This is a genomic window from Nocardioides sp. S-1144, assembly GCF_005954645.2.
Lineage (GTDB): Bacteria > Actinomycetota > Actinomycetes > Propionibacteriales > Nocardioidaceae > Nocardioides > Nocardioides dongxiaopingii.
In genome coordinates, this window is sequence record NZ_CP040695.2 from 1,778,034 (window position 1) to 1,801,407 (window position 23,374).

General features: G+C 73.1%; 17 protein-coding genes and 1 tRNA gene. 9 read left to right on the forward strand and 9 right to left on the reverse strand.

Going from position 1 to position 23,374, the window contains the following annotated elements; all coding sequences use genetic code 11:
* Nucleotides 1-51: 51 nt before the first annotated feature.
* Nucleotides 52-137, reverse strand: a tRNA-Leu gene (locus tag FE634_RS08395).
* 106 nt (nt 138-243) lie between these two features.
* On the opposite strand from FE634_RS08395, the gene FE634_RS08400 reads away from it, so the two are divergent.
* The 3 genes from FE634_RS08400 (at nt 244) to FE634_RS21590 (ending at nt 2,562) form a co-directional block, all read left to right on the forward strand.
* Entirely contained in the window at nt 244-426 is a 183-nt protein-coding gene (locus FE634_RS08400) for a hypothetical protein (protein WP_138875618.1), read from the forward strand.
* An 84-nt stretch (nt 427-510) separates the two neighbouring features.
* Complete coding sequence (locus tag FE634_RS08405; protein ID WP_246060516.1) at nt 511-1,047, forward strand: ANTAR domain-containing response regulator; 537 nt, start codon at nt 511-513, stop codon at nt 1,045-1,047.
* Nucleotides 1,048-1,203: 156 nt separating this feature from the next.
* Nucleotides 1,204-2,562, forward strand: a complete 1,359-nt coding sequence (locus FE634_RS21590) for an ABC transporter substrate-binding protein (protein WP_246060504.1) — start codon at nt 1,204-1,206, stop codon at nt 2,560-2,562.
* Nucleotides 2,563-2,868: 306 nt separating this feature from the next.
* Here the strand turns inward: FE634_RS21590 and FE634_RS08415 are convergent, their stop codons facing one another.
* From FE634_RS08415 to FE634_RS08430, 4 genes are read right to left on the reverse strand one after another with little or no spacing between them, the layout of a single operon-like run.
* Nucleotides 2,869-3,669: an ABC transporter ATP-binding protein gene (locus FE634_RS08415; protein WP_137292184.1), complete on the reverse strand. Its 801-nt coding sequence runs from the start codon at nt 3,667-3,669 to the stop codon at nt 2,869-2,871.
* Complete coding sequence (locus FE634_RS08420) at nt 3,666-4,688, reverse strand: ABC transporter ATP-binding protein (RefSeq protein ID WP_138875619.1); 1,023 nt, start codon at nt 4,686-4,688, stop codon at nt 3,666-3,668. Before FE634_RS08420 ends, FE634_RS08415 begins: the two co-directional genes overlap by 4 nt.
* Nucleotides 4,678-5,646 carry a branched-chain amino acid ABC transporter permease gene (locus FE634_RS08425; RefSeq protein WP_137292182.1) on the reverse strand — a complete coding sequence of 323 codons (969 nt, stop codon included), beginning with the start codon at nt 5,644-5,646 and terminating at the stop codon, nt 4,678-4,680. The genes FE634_RS08420 and FE634_RS08425 overlap by 11 nt, the downstream gene beginning before the upstream one ends.
* A gap of 18 nt (nt 5,647-5,664) precedes the next feature.
* Nucleotides 5,665-7,020, reverse strand: coding sequence for an ABC transporter permease subunit (locus FE634_RS08430; protein ID WP_137292181.1), 1,356 nt, complete (start codon nt 7,018-7,020; stop codon nt 5,665-5,667).
* A 317-nt stretch (nt 7,021-7,337) separates the two neighbouring features.
* Between FE634_RS08430 and FE634_RS08435 the strand changes: the two genes are divergently transcribed.
* Nucleotides 7,338-7,949: a GNAT family N-acetyltransferase gene (locus FE634_RS08435; protein WP_138875621.1), complete on the forward strand. Its 612-nt coding sequence runs from the start codon at nt 7,338-7,340 to the stop codon at nt 7,947-7,949.
* Here FE634_RS08435 and FE634_RS08440 read toward each other — a convergent pair.
* Entirely contained in the window at nt 7,939-8,370 is a 432-nt protein-coding gene (locus FE634_RS08440) for a hotdog fold thioesterase (protein ID WP_138875622.1), read from the reverse strand. The genes FE634_RS08435 and FE634_RS08440 overlap by 11 nt on opposite strands.
* 65 nt (nt 8,371-8,435) lie before the next feature.
* Between FE634_RS08440 and polA the strand changes: the two genes are divergently transcribed.
* Nucleotides 8,436-11,126, forward strand: a complete 2,691-nt coding sequence (gene polA, locus FE634_RS08445; RefSeq protein ID WP_148240508.1) for a DNA polymerase I — start codon at nt 8,436-8,438, stop codon at nt 11,124-11,126.
* Between the two features lie 73 nt (nt 11,127-11,199).
* Here polA and FE634_RS08450 read toward each other — a convergent pair whose 3' ends face one another.
* Nucleotides 11,200-12,105, reverse strand: a complete 906-nt coding sequence (locus FE634_RS08450; protein WP_138875624.1) for a decaprenyl-phosphate phosphoribosyltransferase — start codon at nt 12,103-12,105, stop codon at nt 11,200-11,202.
* A gap of 219 nt (nt 12,106-12,324) precedes the next feature.
* Here FE634_RS08450 and FE634_RS08455 point away from each other — a divergent pair, with 219 nt between their 5' ends.
* The 3 genes from FE634_RS08455 to FE634_RS08465 are packed head-to-tail and all read left to right on the forward strand — an operon-like array spanning nt 12,325 to nt 19,277.
* A complete protein-coding gene (locus FE634_RS08455; protein ID WP_148240509.1) occupies nt 12,325-16,335 on the forward strand; it encodes an alpha-(1->3)-arabinofuranosyltransferase domain-containing protein in 4,011 nt (1,336 codons plus the stop codon).
* The gene (locus FE634_RS20975; protein WP_187366860.1) at nt 16,319-18,148 is read left to right on the forward strand and encodes a hypothetical protein; all 1,830 of its coding nucleotides are present in this window, start codon (nt 16,319-16,321) and stop codon (nt 18,146-18,148) included. Before FE634_RS08455 ends, FE634_RS20975 begins: the two co-directional genes overlap by 17 nt.
* Nucleotides 18,149-18,206: 58 nt before the next feature.
* Nucleotides 18,207-19,277: a hypothetical protein gene (locus FE634_RS08465; RefSeq protein ID WP_148240510.1), complete on the forward strand. Its 1,071-nt coding sequence runs from the start codon at nt 18,207-18,209 to the stop codon at nt 19,275-19,277.
* 88 nt (nt 19,278-19,365) lie between these two features.
* Here FE634_RS08465 and FE634_RS08470 read toward each other — a convergent pair whose 3' ends face one another.
* The gene (locus tag FE634_RS08470) at nt 19,366-20,040 is read right to left on the reverse strand and encodes a class I SAM-dependent methyltransferase (protein WP_138875628.1); all 675 of its coding nucleotides are present in this window, start codon (nt 20,038-20,040) and stop codon (nt 19,366-19,368) included.
* Nucleotides 20,041-20,147: 107 nt separating this feature from the next.
* Complete coding sequence (locus FE634_RS08475; protein WP_262347624.1) at nt 20,148-21,404, reverse strand: lipopolysaccharide biosynthesis protein; 1,257 nt, start codon at nt 21,402-21,404, stop codon at nt 20,148-20,150.
* Between the two features lie 73 nt (nt 21,405-21,477).
* On the opposite strand from FE634_RS08475, the gene FE634_RS08480 reads away from it, so the two are divergent.
* A complete protein-coding gene (locus FE634_RS08480) occupies nt 21,478-23,355 on the forward strand; it encodes a hypothetical protein (RefSeq protein WP_148240511.1) in 1,878 nt (625 codons plus the stop codon).
* Nucleotides 23,356-23,374: the final 19 nt, after the last annotated feature.

A 23,374-nucleotide genomic window follows, 5' to 3' on the forward strand; every position in this document is an offset into this window, starting at 1 on the left:
ACCAGGGGCGAACGTGGGGCACACGTCGATGGTGGCTGGCACCACCGACACTGGTGCCGGGTGCGGGACTTGAACCCGCACGCCCAGAGGGCAACGCCTTTTGAGGGCGCCGTGTCTGCCGATTCCACCAACCCGGCCAGCGCACGAAACCCTAGCCCACGGCGGTCGGGCCCGGCGCATTGCTCAAACACGATTAAGTAACTATACTTTGGGACTCCATCACCAGACCGCCGGGAGCACGCCGTGTGGAACCTCTTGGGCTGGGCCGCGGCCAGCAACGAGCACGCGATCGAGAACGCCCGGGCCGGAGCCACCGCGTGCGGACGGCGCCGGGTCGAGCGGGCCGAGGTCGCGCACTACCTGGCCTCGCGGACGCCGCCCGCCGGGCCCCACGTCGGGACCTACGGGTCGGAGCACCCGGCCTGAGGCCGCGCCGACCCCGACCACCGATAGGTTGGGGCCGTGAACCAGCCCACCGTCGTCATTGCCGAGGACGAGACCCTCATCCGGATGGACCTCGCCGAGATGCTGACCGACGAGGGGTACGCCGTCGTGGGTCAGGCCGGCGACGGGGCGCGGGCCATCGAGCTCGCCACCGAGCACCGGCCCGACCTGGTCATCCTCGACGTCAAGATGCCCGTCCTCGACGGGATCGCGGCCGCCGAGGCGATCGCGGCGAAGCGGATCGCCCCGGTCGTCATCCTGACCGCGTTCTCGCAGCGCGAGCTCGTGGAGCGCGCCCGCGACGCCGGGGCGATGGCCTACCTGGTCAAGCCGTTCACCCAGTCCGACCTGGTGCCGGCGATCGAGATGGCGCGGAGCCGGTTCGCCGAGCTGTCGCTGCTGGAGGCCGAGGTCAGCGACCTCACCGAGCGGCTCGAGACCCGCAAGGCGGTCGACCGCGCCAAGGGCGTGCTGCAGAAGGAGCTCGAGCTGTCCGAGCCCGACGCCTTCCGCTGGATCCAGAAGACCGCGATGGACCTGCGGCTCTCGATGCGCCAGGTCGCCGACGGCGTCGTCGAGCACGGAGTTCCGGGCCGTTCCTGACCCTCGACGGCAACTTGTCCTGCCTCGGGCGCTTCGACACGGAAAGATCACGAATCCGACAAGCCGTGGCGACGTGCTGCGCACGGGGGCGCTGCCGTAATAGGTTGTGCCTCGTCGTCGGCATGAGCCACGACCTGTGATGACTCCGGAGGCCCCATGAAACCCCTTAGCAAGAAGGCGCGACTCGGGATCGTCGCCGTTGCCAGCACGCTCGTGCTCGCCGCGTGTGGCGGCGAGGACGACAGCGACGGCGACGACACGCCGTCCGGCGGCGAGTCGAGCTCGAGCGCGGGCGGCGAGTCGAGCGCTCCGCCGGCCGAGGCGGCGGGGATGCAGCTGTACTTCGTCGACGGCAACACCGCCAACTACACCGAGGACTTCGACCCGGGCACCCTCGAGGGTGTCAAGGCGACCTACCCGGGCGCCGAGCTCGGCGACGACTTCCGCCAGCGGCTGCTCGGCGTCGACAAGAAGCTCAAGGACTTCACCTACGGTCCGGAGTCCTACGACGCCACGATCGTGGCGGCCCTCGCCGCGATCGCCGCGGGCGACGACTCCGGCACGGCGATCGGCTCCAACATGGCCGACGTCACCGGCGGTGGCGAGAAGTGCACCGAGTTCAAGGCGTGCGCCGACCTGCTCGCCGACGGTACCGACATCGACTACGACGGTGTCTCCGGCCCGATCGACCTCAACTCGACCGGCAGCCCGTCGGCCGCGACGATCGGCATCTTCGAGTACGGCGCGGACAACAACTACGCGCCCGTCAACTTCGTGACCGGCCAGATCCCCGACGCGGCCGACGTGAAGCCCGACCAGGAGATCGCCAGCGTCAAGAAGGGCGACGGCAAGTTCGTCGTCGGCATGCTGCTGCCCTCGAGCGGTGACCTCGCCTTCCTCGGACCCCCGGAGTTCGCCGGCGTCGAGCTGGCGGTCAAGGAGATCAACGAGAACGGTGGCGTCAACGGGTCGCAGGCGACCTCGATCCGCGCCGACTCCGGTGACGGCACGCCGAACATCGCCCCGTCCGAGACCGACAAGCTCCTCTCCGGTGGCGCTGACGTCGTCATCGGTGCGGCGTCGTCCTCGGTCTCGCTGTCGGTCATCGACAAGATCACGCAGGCCGGTGTCGCCCAGATCTCGCCGGCGAACACCTCCACGGCCTTCGACACCTACGCCGACAGCGGCCTGTACTTCCGTACCGCGCCGTCCGACGTGCTCCAGGGCCAGGTCATGGCCTCGACCCTGATCGAGGACGGCAAGCAGAGCGTCGCGATCCTGGCTCGCCAGGACTCCTACGGTGAGGCGCTGGCCGAGAACGTCCGCTCGTTCTACGAGGAGGCCGGCGGCAGCGTCGTCTCCTACCAGCTCTACTCGCCGGAGGCGGCCAACTACAACGCCGAGGTCCAGGCGATCGCTGCGGAGGACCCCGACGCGATCATCCTGATCAGCTTCGACGAGACCAAGAAGATCGTCCCGGCGCTCATCCAGGCCGGCCTCGGACAGGGCGAGTGACCTCTCCGCGGTAGACACACCTTCTGAGGAGGGCCCCGGGTGCTTCGGCACCCGGGGCCCTTTCTCGTTCCCCGGGCCCGGAGATGGCCACGGGGAGCCCCCAGGCGCTGCGCGGCCCGGCCACGGGACCGCGGTGCCCGCACCGGCGACCCAGGGGCGCCGTTCCAAGAGCGGGTCGCCGGCCGGCGACCCGCTCCGGTGGCCCGGGGCTCGGGGCCCTGGAACGGCAACAGGCCCCCGGTGCAACCGCACCGGGGGCCTGCTGGGTGGTCGCGCTGCGCGGGCAGCCGACCGGGGTCGAGCGGGTTACTTCTTGGCCAGGGTCCCGAGGTAGAGCTCGATGACCTTGGGGTCCTTGGCGAGCTCGGCGCCGGTCGCGGTGTAGGCGTTGCGACCCTGGTCGAGGACGTAGCCGCGGTCACAGATCTGCAGGCACCGGGCGGCGTTCTGCTCGACCATGACGACGCTGACGCCGGCCTTGTTGATCTCGCGCGTCTGCAGGAACACCTCGTCCTGCATGGCGGGGGAGAGCCCGGCCGACGGCTCGTCGAGCAGGAGCACCGACGGCTCCATCATCAGGGCGCGGCCCATCGCCACCATCTGCCGCTCGCCGCCGGACAGCGACCCGGCCCGCTGCCCGCGACGGGCTCCGAGCTGCGGGAAGATGTTGGTGACGAACTCGAACCGGCTGGAGTACTTCGAGGGGGCCTGGTAGCAGCCCATCTGGAGGTTCTCGGCGATGGTCAGGCTCGGGAACACGTTGTTGGTCTGGGGCACGAAGCCGATGCCCTTGCTGACCAGCGAGTCGGCCCGCTCGTTGGTGACCTCGTCACCGCGCAGCGTCACCGAGCCGGTGTGCACCTTGACCAGGCCGAAGAGCGCCTTGAGCAGGGTCGACTTGCCGGCGCCGTTCGGGCCGATGATGCCGACCAGCTCGCCGGGGTGGCAGTAGAGGTCGGCGCCGTTGAGGATGTTGACGCCCGGCACGTACCCCGCGATGAGGTCGTCGGCACGCAGGACGGCGCCGTCGGCGGCCGCGAGGTGCTTGGCCCGCGCCTCGGCGGCGCGGGCGTCGGCGTCGGTCTGCTTCTCGAGAGCCATGCTCATCGCTCCAGTTCTTCGGTGGTGGAGGCGCCCGCGGAGCCGTGCTCGGCCTCGATCTCGGCCTCGACCTCGAGCGCGACCACCTCCGGGTCGAGCTCGGTGATGTCGACGTCGTGGTGCGCGCCGAGGTAGGCGTCGATGACGCGCTGGTCGGCCATGACGGCGTCGGGCGGGCCCTCGGCGATGATCTGGCCCTGGGCCATGACCACGACCCAGTCGGAGATGTCGCGGACCATGTCCATGTCGTGCTCGACGAACAGGACGGTCATGCCCTCCTCGCGCAGCGACTTCACGTGCCCGAGCAGCGACTGCTTGAGCGCGGGGTTCACCCCGGCCATCGGCTCGTCGAGCATGACGAGCTCGGGGCCGACCATCAGGGCGCGGGCCATCTCGAGGAGCTTGCGCTGACCGCCGGAGAGCGCGCCGGCGAAGTCGTCCTCCTTGGCGTCGAGCTTGAACCGGGTCAGCAGCTCACGGGCACGCCCGGTGACCTCCTTCTCCTGGTCGCGCCAGAGGAAGGGCAGCCAGCCGGCCCACATCTTCTCGCCGAGCTGGCCGGTCGCGCCGAGGCGCATGTTCTCCAGGACGGTGAGCTTCGAGAGCACCTTGGTCAGCTGGAAGGTCCGGACCATGCCGAGTCGGGCGACCCGGCTGGCCGAGACGCGCTTGAGCGAGCGGCCGTTGAACCAGCGCTCGCCGGCGTCGGGTCGGTCGAAGCCGGTCAGCAGGTTGAAGAACGTCGTCTTGCCGGCGCCGTTCGGGCCGATCAGCGCGGTGATGACACCGCGCTGGATCTCCAGGTGGGCGACGTCGACGGCCTTGAGGCCGCCGAAGGTGCGGGTGATCCCCGTGGCCACCAGGATCGGGTCGGGCTTGGCCACCCCGGGGTCGGTCGACAGCCCGGCCAGTCCGGCCAGCCCTGCCTTGGCGTCGCCCGCCGCCCGGTGGGACGGGGTCTTCCCGAGCGGGTCCTTCTCGGGCGAGTTCTTGTCGAGCGTGCGCTCGTCGCGGTCAGCGGGCATCGATCGCGATCTCCTTCCGGTCTCCGAAGAGTCCCTGCGGGCGGTAGATCATCAGCAGCATCAGCACCAGGCCGACCACTGCGAAGCGGATGTTGCCGATCCGGTTGCTGTCGAGCAGGTCGCCCGGGACGATGTCGGACAGCTCGGAGAGGGCCACGGACATGAACGACAGCACGCCCCAGAAGAGCACGGCGCCGACGGCGGGGGAGAGGACCCGGGCCGCACCACCGAGGATCAGCATGGTGAAGGCGATGAAGGTGAAGTCGGTGTTGAAGGTGTCGGGCTGCACCGAGGCCAGGCCGAGGGCGCCGACGAAGCCGCCCATCGCCCCGATCATGCCGCCGAGCACGAGCGCCTGCATCTTGTAGCCGTAGACGTTCTTGCCGAGCGAGCGCACGGCGTCCTCGTCCTCGCGGATGCTCTTGAGGACGCGGCCCCACGGGCTGCGCATCAGGAGGAAGACCAGGGTGCTGACCAGCGCGACGATGATCCAGCCGACGATCATGACCCACAGGTCGTTGGCGCTGAAGGAGAGGAAGGTGCCCTCCATGTCCTGGAACGGGTTCCAGGACCGGAAGGTCCCGGTGAAGCCGCTCACGCCGTCACGGGCGTGGAAGTACTCCTTGAACGAGGTGCTGAACAGGAGCCGGAGGATCTCGGCGACCGCGATCGTGACGATCGCGAGGTAGTCGGCCCGCAGGCGCAGGGTGGGCACACCCATGACCAGCGAGAGCACGACCGAGGCGGCGAGCCCGAGCAGGATCGCGGGGATGAACGGCACGCCGAAGGAGACGATCATGACCGCCATGGCGTAGGAGCCGGCGGCCGCGAACGCCGCCTGGCCGAAGTTGAGCAGACCCGTGTATCCATAGTGGATGTTGAGGCCCATCGCCGCGAGCACGTAGGAGATGGCCACAGGGGCGAAGGCGTCGTGGAGCGGTGTGGTGATGAGGTCCATTGCGTTCGTCCTTTCGCCTCAGCCGACCCGTTCCCGGCGGCCGAGCAGGCCTTGGGGACGCACGAGCAGGATGACGATGAGCAGGAGCAGGGCTCCGGCGTTCTTGAGGTCGGAGGGGATGACGAGCGTCGACAGGTCGATCAGGACGCCGATGATGAGGGCGCCGAGCAGCGCGCCCCAGACCGAGCCGAGGCCGCCGACGCAGCACGCGGCGAACAGCAGCAGCAGCACGAGCTGCCCGATCTGGTAGGTGACACCCAGGGTGAAGCCGAGGAAGACACCCGACAGGGCGGCCAGCGCCGTGCCGACGATCCACACCAGCGAGATGACGCGGTCGACGTTGATGCCGGTGGCCGCGGCCAGCGCGGGGTTGTCGGAGACGGCGCGGGTGGCCCGGCCGATCCGGGTGAACTGGAGCACCAGGAGCACGACGGTGAGCACCACGATGCAGGTGATCGCGATGGCGATGTCGCGGTTGGTGTAGGTGAACAGGCCGAACGCGTCCTTGCCCTCGGGCGTGTAGTAGTCCTGGTAGGTCTCGGTGCGCGACCCCGTGAGGTAGGCGTAGACGTTGCGCAGGAAGAACTGCAGGCCGATGCTGACGATCATCGCCGCGATCAGGCCGACGCCGCGCTTGCGCAGCGGCTGCCAGAGCACGGTGTTCTGGAGCCAGCCGAACCCGAGCGCCAGGACGACCACGGCCGGCACCGCCCAGATGAACGGCAGGCTGATGTCGTTGTCGGTGAAGGGCAGCGGGATGCCGGTGCTGACGAAGAACGCGGCCATCGCGCCGAAGGTGACGAGCTCGCCGTGGGCGAAGTTCGTCAGCCCGGTCGTGCCGAAGACCATCGAGAGCCCCAGGGCGGCCATCGCCAGGATCAGGCCGAACAGCAGACCGCTGTAGACCAGCCCGGCGACCCGGTCCCACTTGGTCTCGACGTTGCGCCCGTCGGGTCCGATGAGGAACGTCGTGTTGAGCTCGGTGAGCGAGCCGGTCAGGGTGTTGGTGGTGCTGGCCCCGTCACGCATCTCGACGCCGTCGGGCAGGGTCTCGGGGTCGAGGGCGACGGTGACCGGACCGATGCCGGCCTCGAAGTCGATCGTGAACGCGCCCGACTCGTCGGTCTCGCCCTCGAACTCGACGCCGTCGCAGTTGGTGACCGTGATCGCCACGCCGGGCACGGGTGCGCCGTCGTCGGCGGAGTTCACGAGGACACCCGACATCGTCTTCGGGATGGCGGTGCCGTCGCAGGCCGCGGACGCCGGCGAGGCCGGGCCCGCCAGCACGAACAGCGCGAGGAACGCGCCGAGCGCCACGACGGCGGCAAGTGGTCGAGCGAGAACGCCCCGGGACGGGGTCTGACGGTTCGGCATGTGGCTCCTGTCAGCGGGTCGGGTGGGCCCGACGAGCTGGTCCCTGGTGTGGTGGGTCGGCGGATCATATCCATGGAACGCCCGCGCGTCGCCCGACCGAGGGGCCACGTTACCCACCTCGGGGCCACAGGGTGACCAGTTCGAGGTAACGGCACGGGCACGGTCCGGTCTCGGACCAGCGGGTCCGGGGCCGGCGAGGAGGAGTCTGACAAGGGGAGCGCGGGGGGCGTAGTGTTCGTCAGCGTCCCCGGGGAGGGGTCAGGCGTCGGGCAGGACGCCGGCAACCGCGTCGACGACGACGCCATCAGGAGGTCGGCGTGTCGCGCTCGCTCATCACAGTCCGTCCGGCCACCCAGACCGACGCCGGGTTCCTCACCGACCTGTGGTGCGACGCGCTGCGTCGCGCCGAGCACCACGAGCGCGTCGCCGACCTCGAGCAGGTGGTCAAGTCCGCCGAGGCCTCGCCCGAGCAGCGCCTCCTCGTCGCCGAGTACGACGGGGAGCCGGCCGGGGCGGTGCTGCTCCGCATCGGCACGGTCACCGCGCTCAACCTCGAGCTGGCCGTGCACGTGGTCTCCCCGACCGTGGCCCCCGCGTTCCGCCGCCACGGTGTCGGCCGCACCCTGATGGAGTGCGCCGCGGCCTTCGCCGAGGAGGCCGGCGTCCCGCACGTGTGCGTCGGCGTGGCGTCCGGGTCGCGCGACGCGAACCGGTTCATGGCCCGCCTCGCGCTGGGTCAGGTCGGCACGTTCCGGGTCGCGCCGACCGCGGCGGTCCGGGCACGGATCACCGCGCAGCGACCGACCCGGTCCTCCTCCGGCGCCGGCGGCCGGCAGCTGACCCGGGTGCTGGCCGCGCGCCGCTCGGCCCGGCGCGCCGACGTCCCCGGGCCGGCCGAGGTGCCGAGCGAGCCGCCGCCTACGGCGTGAGGGCGTCGCGGGGGATCAGCGCGCAGGTGATGCGCGCGGTGCACACCCGCTTGCCGCGCTCGTCGGTGACCACGACCTCGAACGACGTGCTCGAGCGGCCCAGGTGCACCGGCGTCGCGACGCCGGTGACCAGCCCCGAGGTGGCCGAGCGGTGGTGGGTGGCGTTGATGTCGACGCCGACGGCGACCTTGTCGAGGCCGTGCGCGTGCAGCGCCGAGCCCATCGAGCCCAGCGACTCCGCCAGCACCACCGACGCCCCGCCGTGCAGGAGGCCGTAGGGCTGGGTGTTGCCCTCGACCGGCATCGTGGCGACCACCCGCTCGGCCGACATCTCGACCAGGGTGACCCCCAGCTTGTCGTTCAGCGCGCCCATCGGCATGGTGGCGAGGAACTCCTCGACCGACGTCTTCTCATCGCTCATGGACCCCATCCTGCCGCGCGCCGCCGCGTGCCGCGGTGTCGGCGGCGACGGCTAGGGTCGGGCGCGTGACCGAGGCACCCACTGCACCCACCGGCGACCGCCCGCGACTGCTCCTGCTCGACGGCCACTCGCTGGCCTACCGCGCCTTCTTCGCGCTGCCGGTCGAGAACTTCTCGACCAAGACCGGGCAGTTCACCAACGCGGTCTTCGGGTTCACCTCGATGCTCATCAACGTGCTGCGCGACGAGCGGCCCACCCACCTCGCGGTCGCCTTCGACGTGTCGCGGCAGACCTTCCGCATGGAGGAGTACGCCGAGTACAAGGCGAAGCGCCAGAAGTCGCCCACCGAGTTCAGCAGCCAGCTGCCGCTCATCGAGGAGGTGCTCGACGCGCTGCGCATCCCGTTCCTGAAGAAGCCGGGCTTCGAGGCCGACGACATCATCGCCACCCTCGTCACCCAGGCGCTGGCCGACGACATGGACGTGCTCGTCCTCACCGGCGACCGCGACGCACTCCAGCTGGTCACCGAGCACTCCACGATCCTCTACCCGACCCGCGGTGTCTCCGAGCTGGCCCGGATGACCCCCGAGGCCGTCGAGTCCAAGTACGGCGTCACGCCCGACCGCTACCCCGAGCTCGCCGCCCTGGTCGGGGAGGACTCCGACAACCTGCCCGGCATCCCGGGGGTGGGGCCCAAGACCGCCGCCAAGTGGCTGGCCCTCTACGACGGCCTCGACAACGTGATCACCCGCGCCGACGAGGTCAAGGGCAAGGCCGGGGAGAACCTGCGCGCCCACCTCGCCGACGTGATGCGCAACCGGCGGCTCAACGCGCTGGTGCGCGACCTCGAGCTCGACCTGCTGCCCTCGCAGATGGCCCGCCAGGCGTGGGACCGCCAGGAGGTGCACACCCTCTTCGACGGCCTCGAGTTCCGGGTCCTGCGCAACCGGCTCTTCGAGGAGATCGAGTCCACCGAGGTGCTCGAGGAGGGTGGCTTCGAGCTCGAGGGGCAGGCCCTCGAGCCGGGCGCCGTCGCGGCGTGGCTGGCCGAGCTCGGCGGCGAGCGCACCGGGCTGCACGTCCGTGGGGCGTGGGGCGCCGGCACCGGCCGGGTCGACGGGATCGGGTTCGCCACCGCGACCGGCCGCTCGGCCTACGTCGACGCCACCGCCCTGACCCCCGACGACGACGCCGCCCTGGCCCGGTGGCTCACCGACGCCGACCGGCCCAAGGTCCTGCACGACGCGAAGGGCCCCGAGCTGGCCCTCGCGGCACACGGCTGGGCGCTGCGCGGCGTGGTCAGCGACACCGCCCTGGCGGCCTACCTCGCGCGCCCCGACCAGCGCTCCTACGACCTGGCCGACCTCACCGTGCGCTACCTCAAGCGCGAGCTCAGGCAGGAGCTCGACGAGACCGACCAGGGCCTGCTCTTCGACACCGGCACCGACGTGGCCGGGCCGGCCATGCTGCACGCCCGCGCCGTCCTCGACCTCGCCGAGGCCCTCGACGTCGAGCTTGAGGAGCGCGGCGGCACCCGGCTGCTCGCGGAGGTCGAGCTGCCGCTGGTGCACCTGCTCGCGCACATGGAGCAGACCGGCATCGCCGTCGACGGCGACCACCTCGAGACGCTGCAGGGCGAGTTCGACACCGAGGTGCGCGCCGCCGCGCAGGCCGCCTACGACGTCATCGGCCGCGAGATCAACCTCGGCTCGCCCAAGCAGCTGCAGGTGCTGCTCTTCGACGAGCTCGAGATGCCGAAGACCAAGCGGACCAAGACCGGCTACACCACCGACGCCGACGCGCTGCAGCAGCTCTACGTCAAGACCGAGCACCCGTTCCTGGCCCACCTGCTGCGCCACCGCGACGTGATCCGGCTGCGCCAGACCATCGAGGGGCTGCTCAAGACCGTCCAGCCCGACGGCCGGATCCACACCACGTTCAACCAGACGATCGCGGCCACCGGCCGGCTCTCCAGCACCGACCCGAACCTGCAGAACATCCCGATCCGCACCGAGGAGGGACGCCGCATCCGCGAGGGCTTCGTGGTCGCCGAGGGCCAGGAGTGCCTGATGACGGCCGACTACAGCCAGATCGAGATGCGGATCATGGCCCACCTGTCCGACGACCAGCTCCTCATCGAGGCGTTCCGGTCCGGTCGCGACTTCCACTCGATCACCGCGGCCCGCGTCTTCGACGTCCCGGCCGACGAGGTGAGCGTCGAGCAGCGCGCGAAGATCAAGGCGATGAACTACGGGCTGGCCTACGGGCTGTCGGCGTTCGGGCTCGGTCAGCAGCTCGGCATCGAGCCGGGCGAGGCCCGGGGCCTGATGGATGAGTACTTCGAGACCTTCGGCGGCATCCGCGACTACCTCCAGGGCGTCGTGGGCCAGGCCCGCAAGGACGACTACACCGAGACCATCATGGGGCGCCGGCGCTACCTGCCCGACCTCAACAGCGACAACCGGCAGCGGCGCGAGATGGCCGAGCGGATGGCGCTCAACGCCCCGATCCAGGGCTCGGCGGCCGACCTCATCAAGGTCGCGATGCTCCGCACCCAGGCCGCGATCGAGGCCAGCGACCTGCGCTCGCGGATGCTGCTGCAGGTCCACGACGAGCTCGTCTTCGAGGTCGCCCCTGGCGAGACCGAGGCGCTCGAGGCGCTGGTCCGCGCGCAGATGGCCGGCGCCGCCGACCTCACCGTGCCGCTCGACGTCTCCGTCGGCACCGGCCACTCCTGGCACGACGCGGCGCACTGACGAGGGGCGCGCGAGCCTGCGCGCGCGTGGCGAGACCGCGCAGGCGACCTCGCGGTGCGGTGTCCGCGAGGGGCTACCGGCCCCAGTAGACGGCGCCGGCCGCGGTGACCAGCCAGGTCGCCGCCAGGACCTGCAGGACGCGGTCGGTCAGGGCGATGTCCTCGGGCTCGCCCGCCGTGCGGGCGTCGATCGCCAGGGCGTAGCGCAGGACGGCGAGGACGAACGGGGCGATCGAGATCACCGTGAGGGTCGACCCGCCGGGCTCGTCGTCGATCTCGAAGGCCCACAGGCTGTAGACGATGATGAGCAGGCCCGCCGACATCGTCCACACGAAGCGCAGGTAGGACGTCGTGTAGCGCACCAGCGACTGGCGGGTCCGGCCCGAGCCCGCGAGGTCCAGGTGCGCCTCGGCGTAGCGCTTGCCCGCTGCCATGAACAGCGAGCCGAAGCTCGCGCACAGCAGGAACCACTGCGAGAGCGGGATCCCGGAGGCGACGCCGCCCGCGACCGCCCGCAGCAGGAAGCCGCTGGCGACGACGGCGATGTCGAGCACGGGCTCGTGCTTGAGGAACAGCGAGTAGGCCAGGCTGATGACCAGGTAGCTCGCGACGACCGCCGCCAGCGGCAGGCCCGAGACGAGGGCGGCCCCGACGGCCAGGACCTGGAGCACGGCGCCGCACGCGATCGCCGTCCGCACCCCCAGGTCGCCCGAGGCCACCGGGCGCAGCCGCTTCACCGGGTGCCGCCGGTCGGCCTCGACGTCGAGGGCGTCGTTGACGAGGTAGACCCCCGAGGCTCCGAGGCAGTAGGCCACCACCGCGACCAGCGAGTTGACGAGCACGTCCCGCTCGTCGAGCCGGCCCGCCATCAGGGGCGCGCCGAGGACCAGGAGGTTCTTGCTCCACTGTCGCGGCCGGACGCCGGCGACCAGCGCGCCCACGCGACCGCGGGTGCCCGGAGCCGGAGGTGCGTCGGTCACCGGACCGGTGCGGGTCGCACGGCCGGGACCCCCGCGGACCGGTGGGCGGCACGGTCCACGGGCAGACAGCCAGGACCGAGGATCACGGGCGCACACTACCGGGTACCGTGTGCCCTCGTTCACACGAAGGAGAGCGACATCGAGGGCCGAACCAGGTCGCGGGAGGTTCGTCGGCGTCTCGCCGATGCCTGGCCCCTGTACCTGACCCACGCCTGGCTGATGGCGATGTCGTTCCTCCAGCAACCGGGGTCGACCACCTTCGACACCAAGTTCGACCTCACCGCCGACCCCGGGGCGTTCCTCGCCCGCAGCACCACGTTGTGGAACCCGGGATCCTCGTTCGGGGAGCTGCAGAACCAGGCCTACGGCTACCTGTTCCCGCAGGGGACCTTCTTCCTCCTGGGCGAGGTCGCGGGTCTGCCCGACTGGGTCACGCAGCGCCTGTGGAGCGGACTCGTGCTGGTCGTCGCCTTCGAGGGCTGCCGGCGGCTGGTCGGCGCGCTGATGCCGGGCTGCTCGGCCTGGGCCGCCTGGCTCGGTGGCGCCGCCTACGCCTGCGCCCCGCGGATCCTGGGCCTCGACGGCGTCCTCACCGGGGAGGTCCTGCCCACTGCCGTCCTGCCGTGGGTGGTGCTGCCCGTCGTGCTGGCGCACCGGGGTCGTCTCTCGCCGAAGACGGCCGCCGCCGCCTCGGGTGTCGCGATGCTGTTCCTCGGTGGCGTGAACGCGGTCGGGAACCTCGCCACGCTCCCCGTGGTCTTCCTCGTCGTCGTCGCCGGGGTCCGGCTCCCCGGCGGCCGGGACCTCCTGCGGTGGTGGCTGGGCGCCGTCGTGCTCGCGAGCGCCTGGTGGGCCCTCCCGCTGCTCGTCCTCGGTCGGTTCAGCCCACCGTTCCTGGACTACATCGAGACGTCAAGCGCCGTGGTCCGACCCCTGGGCTGGACCAACGTCACCCGCGGTGCCGACCACTGGGTCGGCTACTTCGACGTGGCCGGCGAGCCCTGGTGGCCCGGCGCCTACGACATCGCGCTGTCACCCCTGCTCATCGGGGCCACCGCCGTCGTGGCGGCACTGGGCCTGTGGGGCCTCACCAGGTCCACGATGCCGTTCCGGCGGGCGTTCCTGGCCAGCTTCCTGCTGGGAGCGCTGTGCCTGACGCTGCCGCGGGACGGCTCCCTGGCCTCACCGCTCCAGGGGCCCGTGCAGGTGCTGCTGGACGGCTCCCTGGCCATGCTGCGCAACGTCCACAAGGTCGACCCGCTCCTCCGTCTCCCGCTCGCCCTGGGGCTGGCCCACCTCGCGGCCCGGTGGACCGACGTCCGCGTGCCGCGCCTGGCGACCTTCGCCCCGCTCGCGAACGCCCTCGTCCTGGTCCTGCTGCTCGTGTCGGCCCAGCCGCTGTGGACCGGTCAGATGAGGAAGGACGGCTGGGAGGCGGTGCCGGACCCGTGGTTCGAGACGGCCGCCTTCCTCGACGGGGTCGACGGGACCGGGAGCGCCCTGATCCTCCCCGGGTCCGGCTTCGGGCTGCAGACCTGGGGAGAGACGATCGACGAGCCGATGCAGGGGGTGGCCCGGACGCCGTGGGTGACCCGCAGCCAGGTGCCGCTGACGCCGGGGCCGACCATCCGGCTGCTCGACGCCGTGCAGGAGCGGGTGGCCGACGGGCGCGGTTCGCCGGCGCTCGCGGAGCTGCTGGCCCGCTCCGGCATCGAGTACGTCGTGGTCCGCCGCGACCTCGACCCGGCCGCCGGGGGCATCACGGACCTCGGGCGGCTCGACCTCGCCCTGAGCCGGTCGCCGGGCCTGCGCAAGGTCGCCGGGTTCGGCAGCACCGGAGACCTCGGTGGGCAGTCGCTGATCGACGTGCTCGAGGTCGAGCCCGAGGCGAGCCGGGTCGTGACGGTGCCGACGGCGCAGGTGCCGACCCTGTCCGGCAGCTCCGAGGACGTCCTGACCGCGATGGAGGCCGGCGTCCTCGACCCGGAGACGCCGGTGGTGGTGGAGGGGGAGCGCGGCTGGGCCGCGGACCACCCGGACATCGTCGGCGACGGGCTGCGCAAGCGCGAGCGCGGCTTCGGTGCGCTGGAGGCGACCGGTCCCGTGATGACCCTCGACGAGCCGCACCGGTATCGGCGGGCCGCCTACGACTTCGCCGGTCCCGAGTCGACGCCGCTCGTCCACGCCGAGTACGGCGGCGCCTTCTCGACCATCACCGCGTCCTCGTCCTCGGCCTACAGCGACAGCTTCGGCGAGTCCCGCCCGGACAACGCCCCGTACCAGGCCTTCGACGGGGTCGACGCGACCTACTGGCAGTCCGCGCCGCTGCTGGAGCCCGAGGGACAGTGGGTCGAGGCGCGGTTCGAGCAGCCGGTGGCCGCCTCGAGCGTCACCCTCAGCACCCGCCCGCTCGACACCGGCGGCGTCGACCTCCTGCGGGTGCGCGTGACCGCGGGGGACAACGACGTCACCATCCCGGTCGACCCGGAGACGGGGATCGCCGCGGCCCGGCTGAGCGGCACCTTCGACCGGCTGCGGGTGACGGTGGAGGAGACCCGCGGCGACGCCTCGCAGGGCGGCCAGGGCGTCGTGGCCATCAACGAGGTGGCGCTCCCGGGTCTCGTGGCCGACCGCTCCCTGGTGCTGCCCGACACCGGGGCGGACGGCGACACGACCTTCGTGCTCAAGGCCCGGGCCCACCGACGCACCTGCCTGGACGCCGGCCTGGGCAGCAACTGCTGGCCGGTCACCGGCAGCCGGACCAGCGACGAGGAGTCCGGGCTGTTCCGGACCCTGAGCCTCGACGGAGCGGCCTCGTGGCGCGTGTCGGGCACCGTGGTGGCCCGCACGACCGAGGGCGCCCAGCGGCTGCTCACGCCGTTCGGTGGCGTGCAGGCCTCCGCCTCGTCGGTCTACCTCGGCGAGCCGGGGGTCGCTCCCCAGCTCGCCGCCGACGCCGACCCCGCGACGTTCTGGGCCGCGGGCCAGGGCGACGACGAGCCCACCCTCCGCCTCTCCTGGGGCCGGCCCGTCCTGCTCGACGAGCTGCGCGTGGTCGCCGCCCCCGACAGCATGGCGCCGCCGACGACCGCCACCCTCGTGGCCGGCGGCGAGACCCGGGAGGTCGACCTCAGCCGTGGGATCGCGGAGTTCGAGCCGCTGCGAGCCCGGTCGGTGGAGGTGCGCTTCGACGCCCAGCCGGACTCGACGCGCCCCCTCGGCGTCGCCGAGGTCACCGCGCCGGCACTGCAGTCGCTGGTCGAGCCCCTGGACCGCACGAGCCCGACCGGAGCCATCTGCGGCCTGGGGCCCGAGGTCGTCGTGGACGGTGTCGTGCACCCGACCCGGGTCACCGGGGTGATCGGCGACGTGGTGGACGGCACGGCCCTGCGCCTGGAGTCCTGTGGCGCACCGATCCCCGTCGACGCCGGCACCCACCGGCTCGGCGTCGTCTCGACGGCGCAGTTCGCCCCGGCCTCGGTGGTGCTGCGACCCAGCGCGCAGCCGGACACCGCAGCGACGTCCCAGGCGGACCGGCCGGTCGTCGGCTCGTGGGGGAGCACGAGCCGCACGGTGCGACTCGACCCCGGACCCGAGCGGCTGCTCGTCGTCAACGAGAACTTCAACCCCGGCTGGGCGGCCTCGCTGGACGGGACCGCCCTCGAGCCGGTCCGGGTCGACGGGTGGAAGCAGGGCTTCGTCGTGCCCGCGGGCGACGGCGGCGACGTCGACCTGGACTTCGGGCCCGGCACCACCTACCGCCTCGCGCTGCTGGCCGGGCTGCTCGGCGCGCTGGCGCTCGTGCTGGCGCTGGTGCGGGGGCTGCGGGCCGACCGGCGCCGGTCCGTGAGGACCCGCAGCGAGGTCGCCGAGCGGACCGCGGTGCTGACGGTGGCAGACCAGCACCGCCCACGCACCGCCTGGGTGGTGGCCGGCGCCGTGGCGCTGGCGGTGCTCGGTGGGCCGGCGCTCCTCCTCGGCCTCCTCGTCGGCGTCGTCGCTCGGCGGTTCCTGGGGGACCCGGGCCTCGTCGGTGCGCTGCTCGTCGGTGCCGCGGGGGTCGCCGCGGGGTTCGTCGCGACGACGACCCCCGGGCTGCCGCCGCTGCTCTGCGACGTCGTCGCCGGCGCCGGGGTCGGCTGTGTCGGGTTCGCGCTGCTGGTCGGCCCGGGCCGTCGCCGGCCGGAGCCGCGCGCGAGCGAGGAGGTGGACCGTGTCCTGGTTCCGTGAGCGGCTGCCCGCGCCGTGGCGCGACGCCGCCGGACTCATCGCCCTGGCGATGGTCGTCGTGCAGACGACCTGGCGGGGCGTGCTCCTCGCCGACGGCTTCCTGACCCAGGACGACTTCCAGATGACGCGGATCGGCCGGGCGCCGATGTCGGCCGAGATGCTGTTCCAGGAGTACTCCGGCCACGTGTGGCCGGGCAACTTCGTGCTGGCGTGGGCCAACGCCCGGCTCGGGCCCCTCGACTGGCCGGTCTTCGCCGTCGAGATCATGCTGATGCAGCTGGTGGCGGCGGTGCTCGCCTGGCTCGTGCTGTGCCGCCTGGTCCCGGGGTCGTCCCTGCGGCTGCCGGTGCTCGCGGTGGCCCTGTTCTGCCCCCTGACCTGGTGGCCGACGGCGTGGTGGGCGGCCGCCATCGGCTTCCTGCCGACCAGCATCGCCGTGCTCGGCGGCACGTGGGCCCTCCTGGTGCACCTGCAGGACCGGCGGCGGTGGGCCCCGGTCGTCATCGTGGTCGCGCTCGTGGTCGGCCTGCAGTTCCAGGAGCGGGCCGCCCTGCTCCCGCTGGTCCTCGGGTTCGTCGCGGCGGCCCACGCACCCTCACGGGGGCGGCGCGCCGTGGCCGAGGCCTGGCGCGCACGCCGTGGGCTGTGGCTGGTCCTGATCGCGGTGGTGCTCGCCTACCTCGTCGCCCACCGGGCGCTCGCGCCGATCGAGACGAGCGACGTCGGGTCGTCGGGCGGTGCCGTCGAGCTCATCTGGAACTTCGTGGTGCGGACCGCGATACCCGGCCTGGTCGGCGGGCCGTGGACGCCGGACGTGCTCAGCGACGTGATCCTGCTGCCACAGGTGTACGCCGTCGTGGTGGCGTGGCTGGTGCTGCTCGCCCTCGTGGTCTGGTCCCTGCGTCGCGGTGGCCGCTCGGTCGGCTGGGGCTGGTTGCTCCTCCTCACCTACGTGGTCGCCGACGTCGCCGTCCTGTTCGCGGGGCGCACGGCGCTGGGCGCCGCCCTGGCGCTGTCGCCGCGCTACGCCGCCGACATCGTCCCGGTCCTCGTCGTCGCCCTCGGGCTCGTGCTGCGTGAGGTCGAGCGGGCGCCCGAGGTGGACCGCCCGCCGGCTCGGCCGTCGCGCCGGCGTCGGGGGGCGGTCGTGCTGGTGACCGCCGCGTACGCGGTCTCGGCCGTGGTGACGATGGACGTCATCGCGCCGCACACCCTCAACACCGCCGACCGGGGCTTCGTCCAGACCCTCCGCCAGGAGATTCGGAGCCAGCCGGACGCGGTGATCGTGGACACGCCCCCGCCGGACGACGTGATGACCTTCTGGTTCGGCAGCGACGCGCGGGTCTCGACCGTCGTCGGTCTGGCTCCCGAGCAACCGCTGTTCAACCTGCCCAGCCACGACCTGCGGATCGCCGACACCGACGGCCGGCTCCAGCCCGTCGAGCTCCTGGGCGGTGAGTCGATGCGCCCCGCGGCGGCCGACGACGCCTGCGGGTACGCCGTCGGCGAGCGGCCGGTGCGGATCCCGCTCGAGGACGAGGTCGACGGCGAGACGATGGTCGCCCGGATCTCCTACTTCACCTCGGTGCGGGGCACCCTCGGGATCAGCGGCGGCGACACGAGCGTGGCCGGGCCGCTCCGGGCGGCCGGCGTGCTCCAGGTCGTCCTCCGCGGGGAGGTGGACGCGGTGACCCTGAACCTCGAGGAGGAGGTCTCCTCGACCGGCGCGGTGGACGGGGCCGAGCGACCCGCGGGCACCGTGTGCGTCACGGGCCTGGCCGTCGGGTTCCCGGTGGCGCGCAGCGGCTCCTGACCCGGGCCGCCGCGGTAGGGTGCCGCGTCCTGTACCCCTCGACCCCTGGAGTGCCACCGTGCGCCCGTTCAAGCGCGACCGGCCCGCCGGTCCGGACTCGGTGCGCGACGCCCAGGAGGTCGTCGGTCTCTACGGCGACCCCGACACGACGTGGGGGATCTGCGTCGAGGTGCGCCTGCTCGCCCCCCTAGAAGCCGACGACGTCGCGCGGCGGGTGGCCGACCTGTGCGCCCGCGAGCCCCACCTCGGCGCACCGCCGCCGGTGTCCGGACACGACACCGCCGCGTGGGCCGCCGCGCGGGCCGAGGTCGCGGCGGCCCCCTACGGACCGGGGGCACCCCTGGTGCGGCTGGCGCTGACCGCGGACGGCACCGGCCTCGTCGTCGGTGCCCACCACGGGGCCGTCGACGGGCTCGGCCTCCTCGCCGTCGCCGGTGCGGCCCTGGGTCGGGACCTGCGCACCCGGGCCCGCGGGATCGGCGACCGGGCAGCGCCGCACGGCTTCCTGGCGTCGAGCCTGCGCCGGCTCGGCGAGGCCGTCGTGGACCCGCCGAGCCGCTTCCCGGGAGTCGGTGACGCGACCTCGGCGGCCGAGGACCTCACCGCGGTCACCCGACCGCGCGTCGCTCGGGGCACCTCCGACCTGGCTCGCGCGGTGCTGGCGGCCCACGACGACGCGCCGACCCGCGACCGTCGCCGCTCCGTCGTCGTCATCGGGGCCTCGCGACGCACGACCGACCTGCCCACGGCCGACCGGCAGACGGCCTACCTGCGGCTGCGGGTGGGTCCCGGGCACGACCGCACGGCGCTGGGCCCGCTCATCGCCAGCCTCCGGCCGGAGCCCGACTTCCCCGAGACGTCGGCCAAGGGTGCCGGCCCGGTCGTCGCCCGGCTGCTCCGCAAGCGGCTGGGCTCGACGGCCATCCTGAGCAACCTCGGCCTCGTCGAGGCGGACGGCGTCGCGTCGCTGGCGATGTACCCCGCCACGAGCGGTCCGCGGGCGGTCGCCGTCGGTCTGGCCTCCACCGACACCACCACGACCCTCTCGCTGCGGACGCGGCGCCGCGAGCTCGACGCGCAGGAACACGCGGGGCTGCTCGCCGCGATCGCCGACAGGTTCTTCGCCTGAGCCCTGCGCCTGAGCCGGACGCCTGAGCCGGACGCCGGGGTCCTGCGCCGGAGTGCGGTGCCGGGCGACGGCCGCGCGGCGGTCGGGGTCAGTACGGGTCGTACGGCGAGTCGTGGCCGACGAGACGGGCCACCGGACGCAGGCGCAGGCGCAGCAGCACCTTGATGCCGACGTTGCGCAGCCACCACGGCACCTCGCGCACGATGCGCACCCGGTCGGCCAGGCGCGGCCGAGCCGTCCGGAACAGCGCCATGGACCCCTCACGCCGCACGTAGGTGAGGTCACGGGCGAAGAGCACCCGCACCAGGATGCCGAGGGTGACGCCGATCGAGGAGTAGGCGTCGTGCACCAGGACCGAGGCACCGCGCGGGAGGAACGAGCGCCAGCGCAGGTCGTCGCTGAAGGTCCAGAAGTCGTGCTTGCCGTCGATGTAGAGGTAGTCGAAGCCCTCGTCCCAGCCGGGGCGGGCCCGGGTGGAGTAGTCCTCCACGTGCCGGACGACGTCGACGACGTCGGCCTCCTCGAGGTGCCGGAGGAACTTGGTCCTGGTCGGTGTGCCGCCGAACAGGCGGCCCTCGACGAAGGGGTCGATGGCGATCACGGTGCCGCCCCCGGCACGGGCGACCTGGCCGAGCACGACCGTCGAGCGGCCCTGGTGGCTGCCGATCTCGAGCATCGTCGCCCCGGGGGGAAGCCTCAGCGCCTCGTCGTGGAGCAGCCTGGCCTGCTCGCGGGTCAGCCAGCCGGGGATCTTGTCGGCCACCGCCCAGGCGTGCTCGAACTGCTCGTCAGGCGCAGGGACGGGGACGACACGGGAACGACGCCTGGGGATCACAGGCGGCAGGCTACCGGTCGGCGCGGCGGCCCGGTTCAGTCGAGCCGCGACGGGTCGCCGGCCCGGTCGGGGCGGCTGACCTCGCGCAGCGCCAGGGCCGTCAGGACGACGACCAGGACGGCGTCGACGGCGCCGACGGCCGCCGCCAGCCCGGTCAGGCTGCCGGCGAGCATGCCGGCGACCACGATGACGGCGACGCCGGCCCAGATCAGGTACGTCGAGCGGTGGCTCTGGCGTCCGAGCGCGGAGTAGACGAGCAGCTGCAGGGTGGCGAGCAGGATGCCGAGCAGCGCGAAGAGCCACAACCGGGTCTCGACCTCGGCGTACTCGGCGCCGCCGACGAACACCAGGGCCACCGGGCTGAGGAGGTAGCCGCCGAGGGTGCACACGACGCCGGTGCCGGCCAGCACGAGCAGCCCGCGCACGAGCGCGGCGCGGCGCGAGGCGTGCGCCGACATCGACGGGAAGAGCACGACGATGACGAACTGGGGGAGGAACAGCACCGCCTTGGTGACGATCAGGCCGCCGGCGTAGAGCCCGGCGGTGTGCTCGTCGAGGGTGCGGCGGGCGATGAGGATGTCGACGTTCTGGAGCACGAAGAACGCGAGCAGCACCACCGAGCTGGTGGCGATCTCGGCCAGCACCCGGCGGGCGGGCGCGGCGTCGGCGTCGGGCTCGGTGCCCGCGCGGGGCCGGCGCAGCGCGACCGTGCCGACGGCGACCGGGGCGAGCAGGCCGACCAGGACGGCGAGCATCGCCGCGGTCGCCGTGGGGCTGACCGCGACGAACACGCAGCCCAGGACGAGCCGGGGGAGCCCCATGGCCAGGTAGAGCAGCCCGAGCGAGCGCCAGCGCCGCTCGCCCTGGAGGACGCCGGCCTGCCCGCCCATCACCGTGAGCGGGCCGGCCGCGAGGGCCACCAGGACGGCGGGCCAGAGGCTGTCGAGACGCAGCAGGTGCGCCACCAGCGGGGTGGCGGCCAGGGCGGCCAGGCTGATCACCAGCGCGACCCTGTAGGAGAGGCGCAGGATCGACCGCTCGACGGCCTGGGCGTGGTCGTCGTCGGCGGCGATGCGGCGGGCCGCGGTGGCCTGCAGCCCCAGCTGCGGCACCGACAGCACGAGCAGGAACGCCATCAGACCGGCCACCGCGCCGTACTCGGCCGGCCCGAGGAGACGGGCCGAGACGACCTGGAAGCCGTACGTCGCGACGTTCATCACCAGCATCGCGACCGCGATGCCGGCGCTGCCGCGCAGGCCGGTGCCACCGTCGGTGGTCGCGGGACTGGGCACCGGTGGACCCTAGGCCATCGTGTCGTGCGCCACGCGCGCGCCACGGCACCGGACCCGTGGTTGGATCGCGCTCGTGGCCAGACACGTGCGGCGGGGGGCGCTGGTGCGCGACGTCCTGCCCCACGCCTGGTCGGTGGTGCTGGCGCTGCTCATGCTCGGTCCGGCGCTCGGCCGGGGGTTCGTGCTCACCTACGACATGGTGTGGGTCCCCGACCTCGTGCTGCGCGCGGACTTCCTCGGCCTCGCGAGCGGGCTGCCGCGCGCGGTGCCGAGCGACGCGGTGGTCGCCGTCCTCGACGAGGCCGTGCCCGGCGAGCTCCTGCAGAAGCTCGTGCTGCTCGCGGCCCTGGTCGGCGCCGGCACCGGGGCCGCGCACCTGCTCGCGGGGCTGCCGCTGTCGGGCCGGCTCGTCGCCGTCAGCGTCTACCAGTGGAACCCGCTGGTGGTCGAGCGCCTCCTGATCGGGCACTGGCCGGTGCTGCTGGGCTACGCCGCCCTGCCGTGGATCGTCGTGGCGGCCCGGACCTGGCGGCGCACGGGGCGGCTCCCGGTGGTTCTGTGCGTCCTGCTCCCGGTGGCCTCGCTCAGCGCCAGCGCCGGGGTCGCGGCGGGCGTCGTCCTGGTGCTGGTCGCGGCGACCCGGCGGCCCGGGCACCTGGTGCGGGTGGTGGCGCTGGCCGCGGCCGCCAACGCCCCGTGGTTCGTCGCCGGGCTCCTGCACGCCGCGAACGCGACGACGGCGGGCAGCGGGGCGGAGGCCTTCGCGCTGGCCGACGAGGGCAGCGTCCCCGCCCCGGTCGCCGCGCTCACGCTGGGCGGCATCTGGAACTCCGAGGTCGTGCCCGACGCCCGCGCCGGCCTGCTCGGCTGGGTCGCCACCGTGGCGCTGCTGGTGCTGGCCGCGGCCGGTGCGCGGCGCTGGTGGCGCACCTCCGAGCGCCGGGACGCCGTGGCCCTCGTGGTGATGTGGGGCCTGGGCTTCGTGCTCGCCGTGTCGACGTGGGCGGCGCCGGACGCCGCGGGCTGGTTGTTCAGCACCGTGCCCGGGGCCGGCCTGTTCCGTGACGGCGCGCGCGTGCTGGTGCTCTGCGCACCCCTCCTGGTGGTGCTCGTCGCGCACGGCACCGAGCCCGCCCTGCGGGTGCTGGCGCCCGAGCCGGGCTCACGCGTGGTGTTCGCACCGGTGCTCGTGGTGCTGCCCGTCGTCCTCCTGCCCGGTGCCCTGCTGGGCGCCGGGGGGCGGCTCGGCGCCGTCTCCTTCCCGGAGTCCTACGAGGCGGCCCGGGCGGTGACCGGCCCCGGGGCTGCGGACGGGGCCGGCGACCTCGTGAGCCTGCCGCTGTCGAGCTACCGCCAGCCGTCGTGGAACGAGGACCGCAAGGTGCTCGACCCGGTGTGGCGCTACCTGCCCCGCAACTACGTGGCCAGCGACGAGCTGGTGGTCGGCGGGACGACGCTGCCGGGGGAGGACCCGCGCGTCGCCGACGTGCGTCGCGCCCTGGCGCAGGAGACGCCGGAGGAGCGGGCCACCGCACTGGCCGGGGAGGGGATCGGCGTGGTGGTCACCGACACGACCGCCGTCGGCGACGCCCCGGAGGTCGCGGGTCGCGTGCTCCTCGACGGCGACCTGCGGGTCGTGGCCCTCGACGAGCCCGCCGACCCGGTGCGACGCACCACGTGGGACGTCGGGATGGGGGCGGCCTGGGCCGCCTTCCTGGGCTGCCTGGCCACCGGACTCGTGCTGGTGGCCGCCCGCCGACGCGGTCCCCGCACACCGACCGTGGAAAATCCCGGTCGGGACGGCGCGCGGTGCTACGGTGAGCCTCCGACTAGGAGGGCATCACGTGGGAACCAGCAGCATTGTGACTCTGATCGCGACGATGGTCGTGGGCGGCGCCGTGGGCGCGGCCGGGATCGTGGGACTCGTCAGCAGCCAGACGGCCGCGCCTGACAAGTCGCCGGTCAGCGTG

Excerpts from the sequence above, each read along its gene's own strand:
- FE634_RS08405 (WP_246060516.1), top strand. The coding sequence starts at position 511 with ATGGACCTCGCCGAGATGCTGACCGACGAGGGGTACGCCGTCGTGGGT.
- FE634_RS21590 (WP_246060504.1), top strand. The coding sequence starts at position 1,204 with ATGAAACCCCTTAGCAAGAAGGCGCGACTCGGGATCGTCGCCGTTGCC.
- FE634_RS08415 (WP_137292184.1), bottom strand. The coding sequence starts at position 3,669 with ATGAGCATGGCTCTCGAGAAGCAGACCGACGCCGACGCCCGCGCCGCC.
- FE634_RS08420 (WP_138875619.1), bottom strand. The coding sequence starts at position 4,688 with ATGCCCGCTGACCGCGACGAGCGCACGCTCGACAAGAACTCGCCCGAG.
- FE634_RS08425 (WP_137292182.1), bottom strand. The coding sequence starts at position 5,646 with ATGGACCTCATCACCACACCGCTCCACGACGCCTTCGCCCCTGTGGCC.
- FE634_RS08430 (WP_137292181.1), bottom strand. The coding sequence starts at position 7,020 with ATGCCGAACCGTCAGACCCCGTCCCGGGGCGTTCTCGCTCGACCACTT.
- FE634_RS08440 (WP_138875622.1), bottom strand. The coding sequence starts at position 8,370 with ATGAGCGATGAGAAGACGTCGGTCGAGGAGTTCCTCGCCACCATGCCG.
- FE634_RS08455 (WP_148240509.1), top strand. The coding sequence starts at position 12,325 with ATGGCGATGTCGTTCCTCCAGCAACCGGGGTCGACCACCTTCGACACC.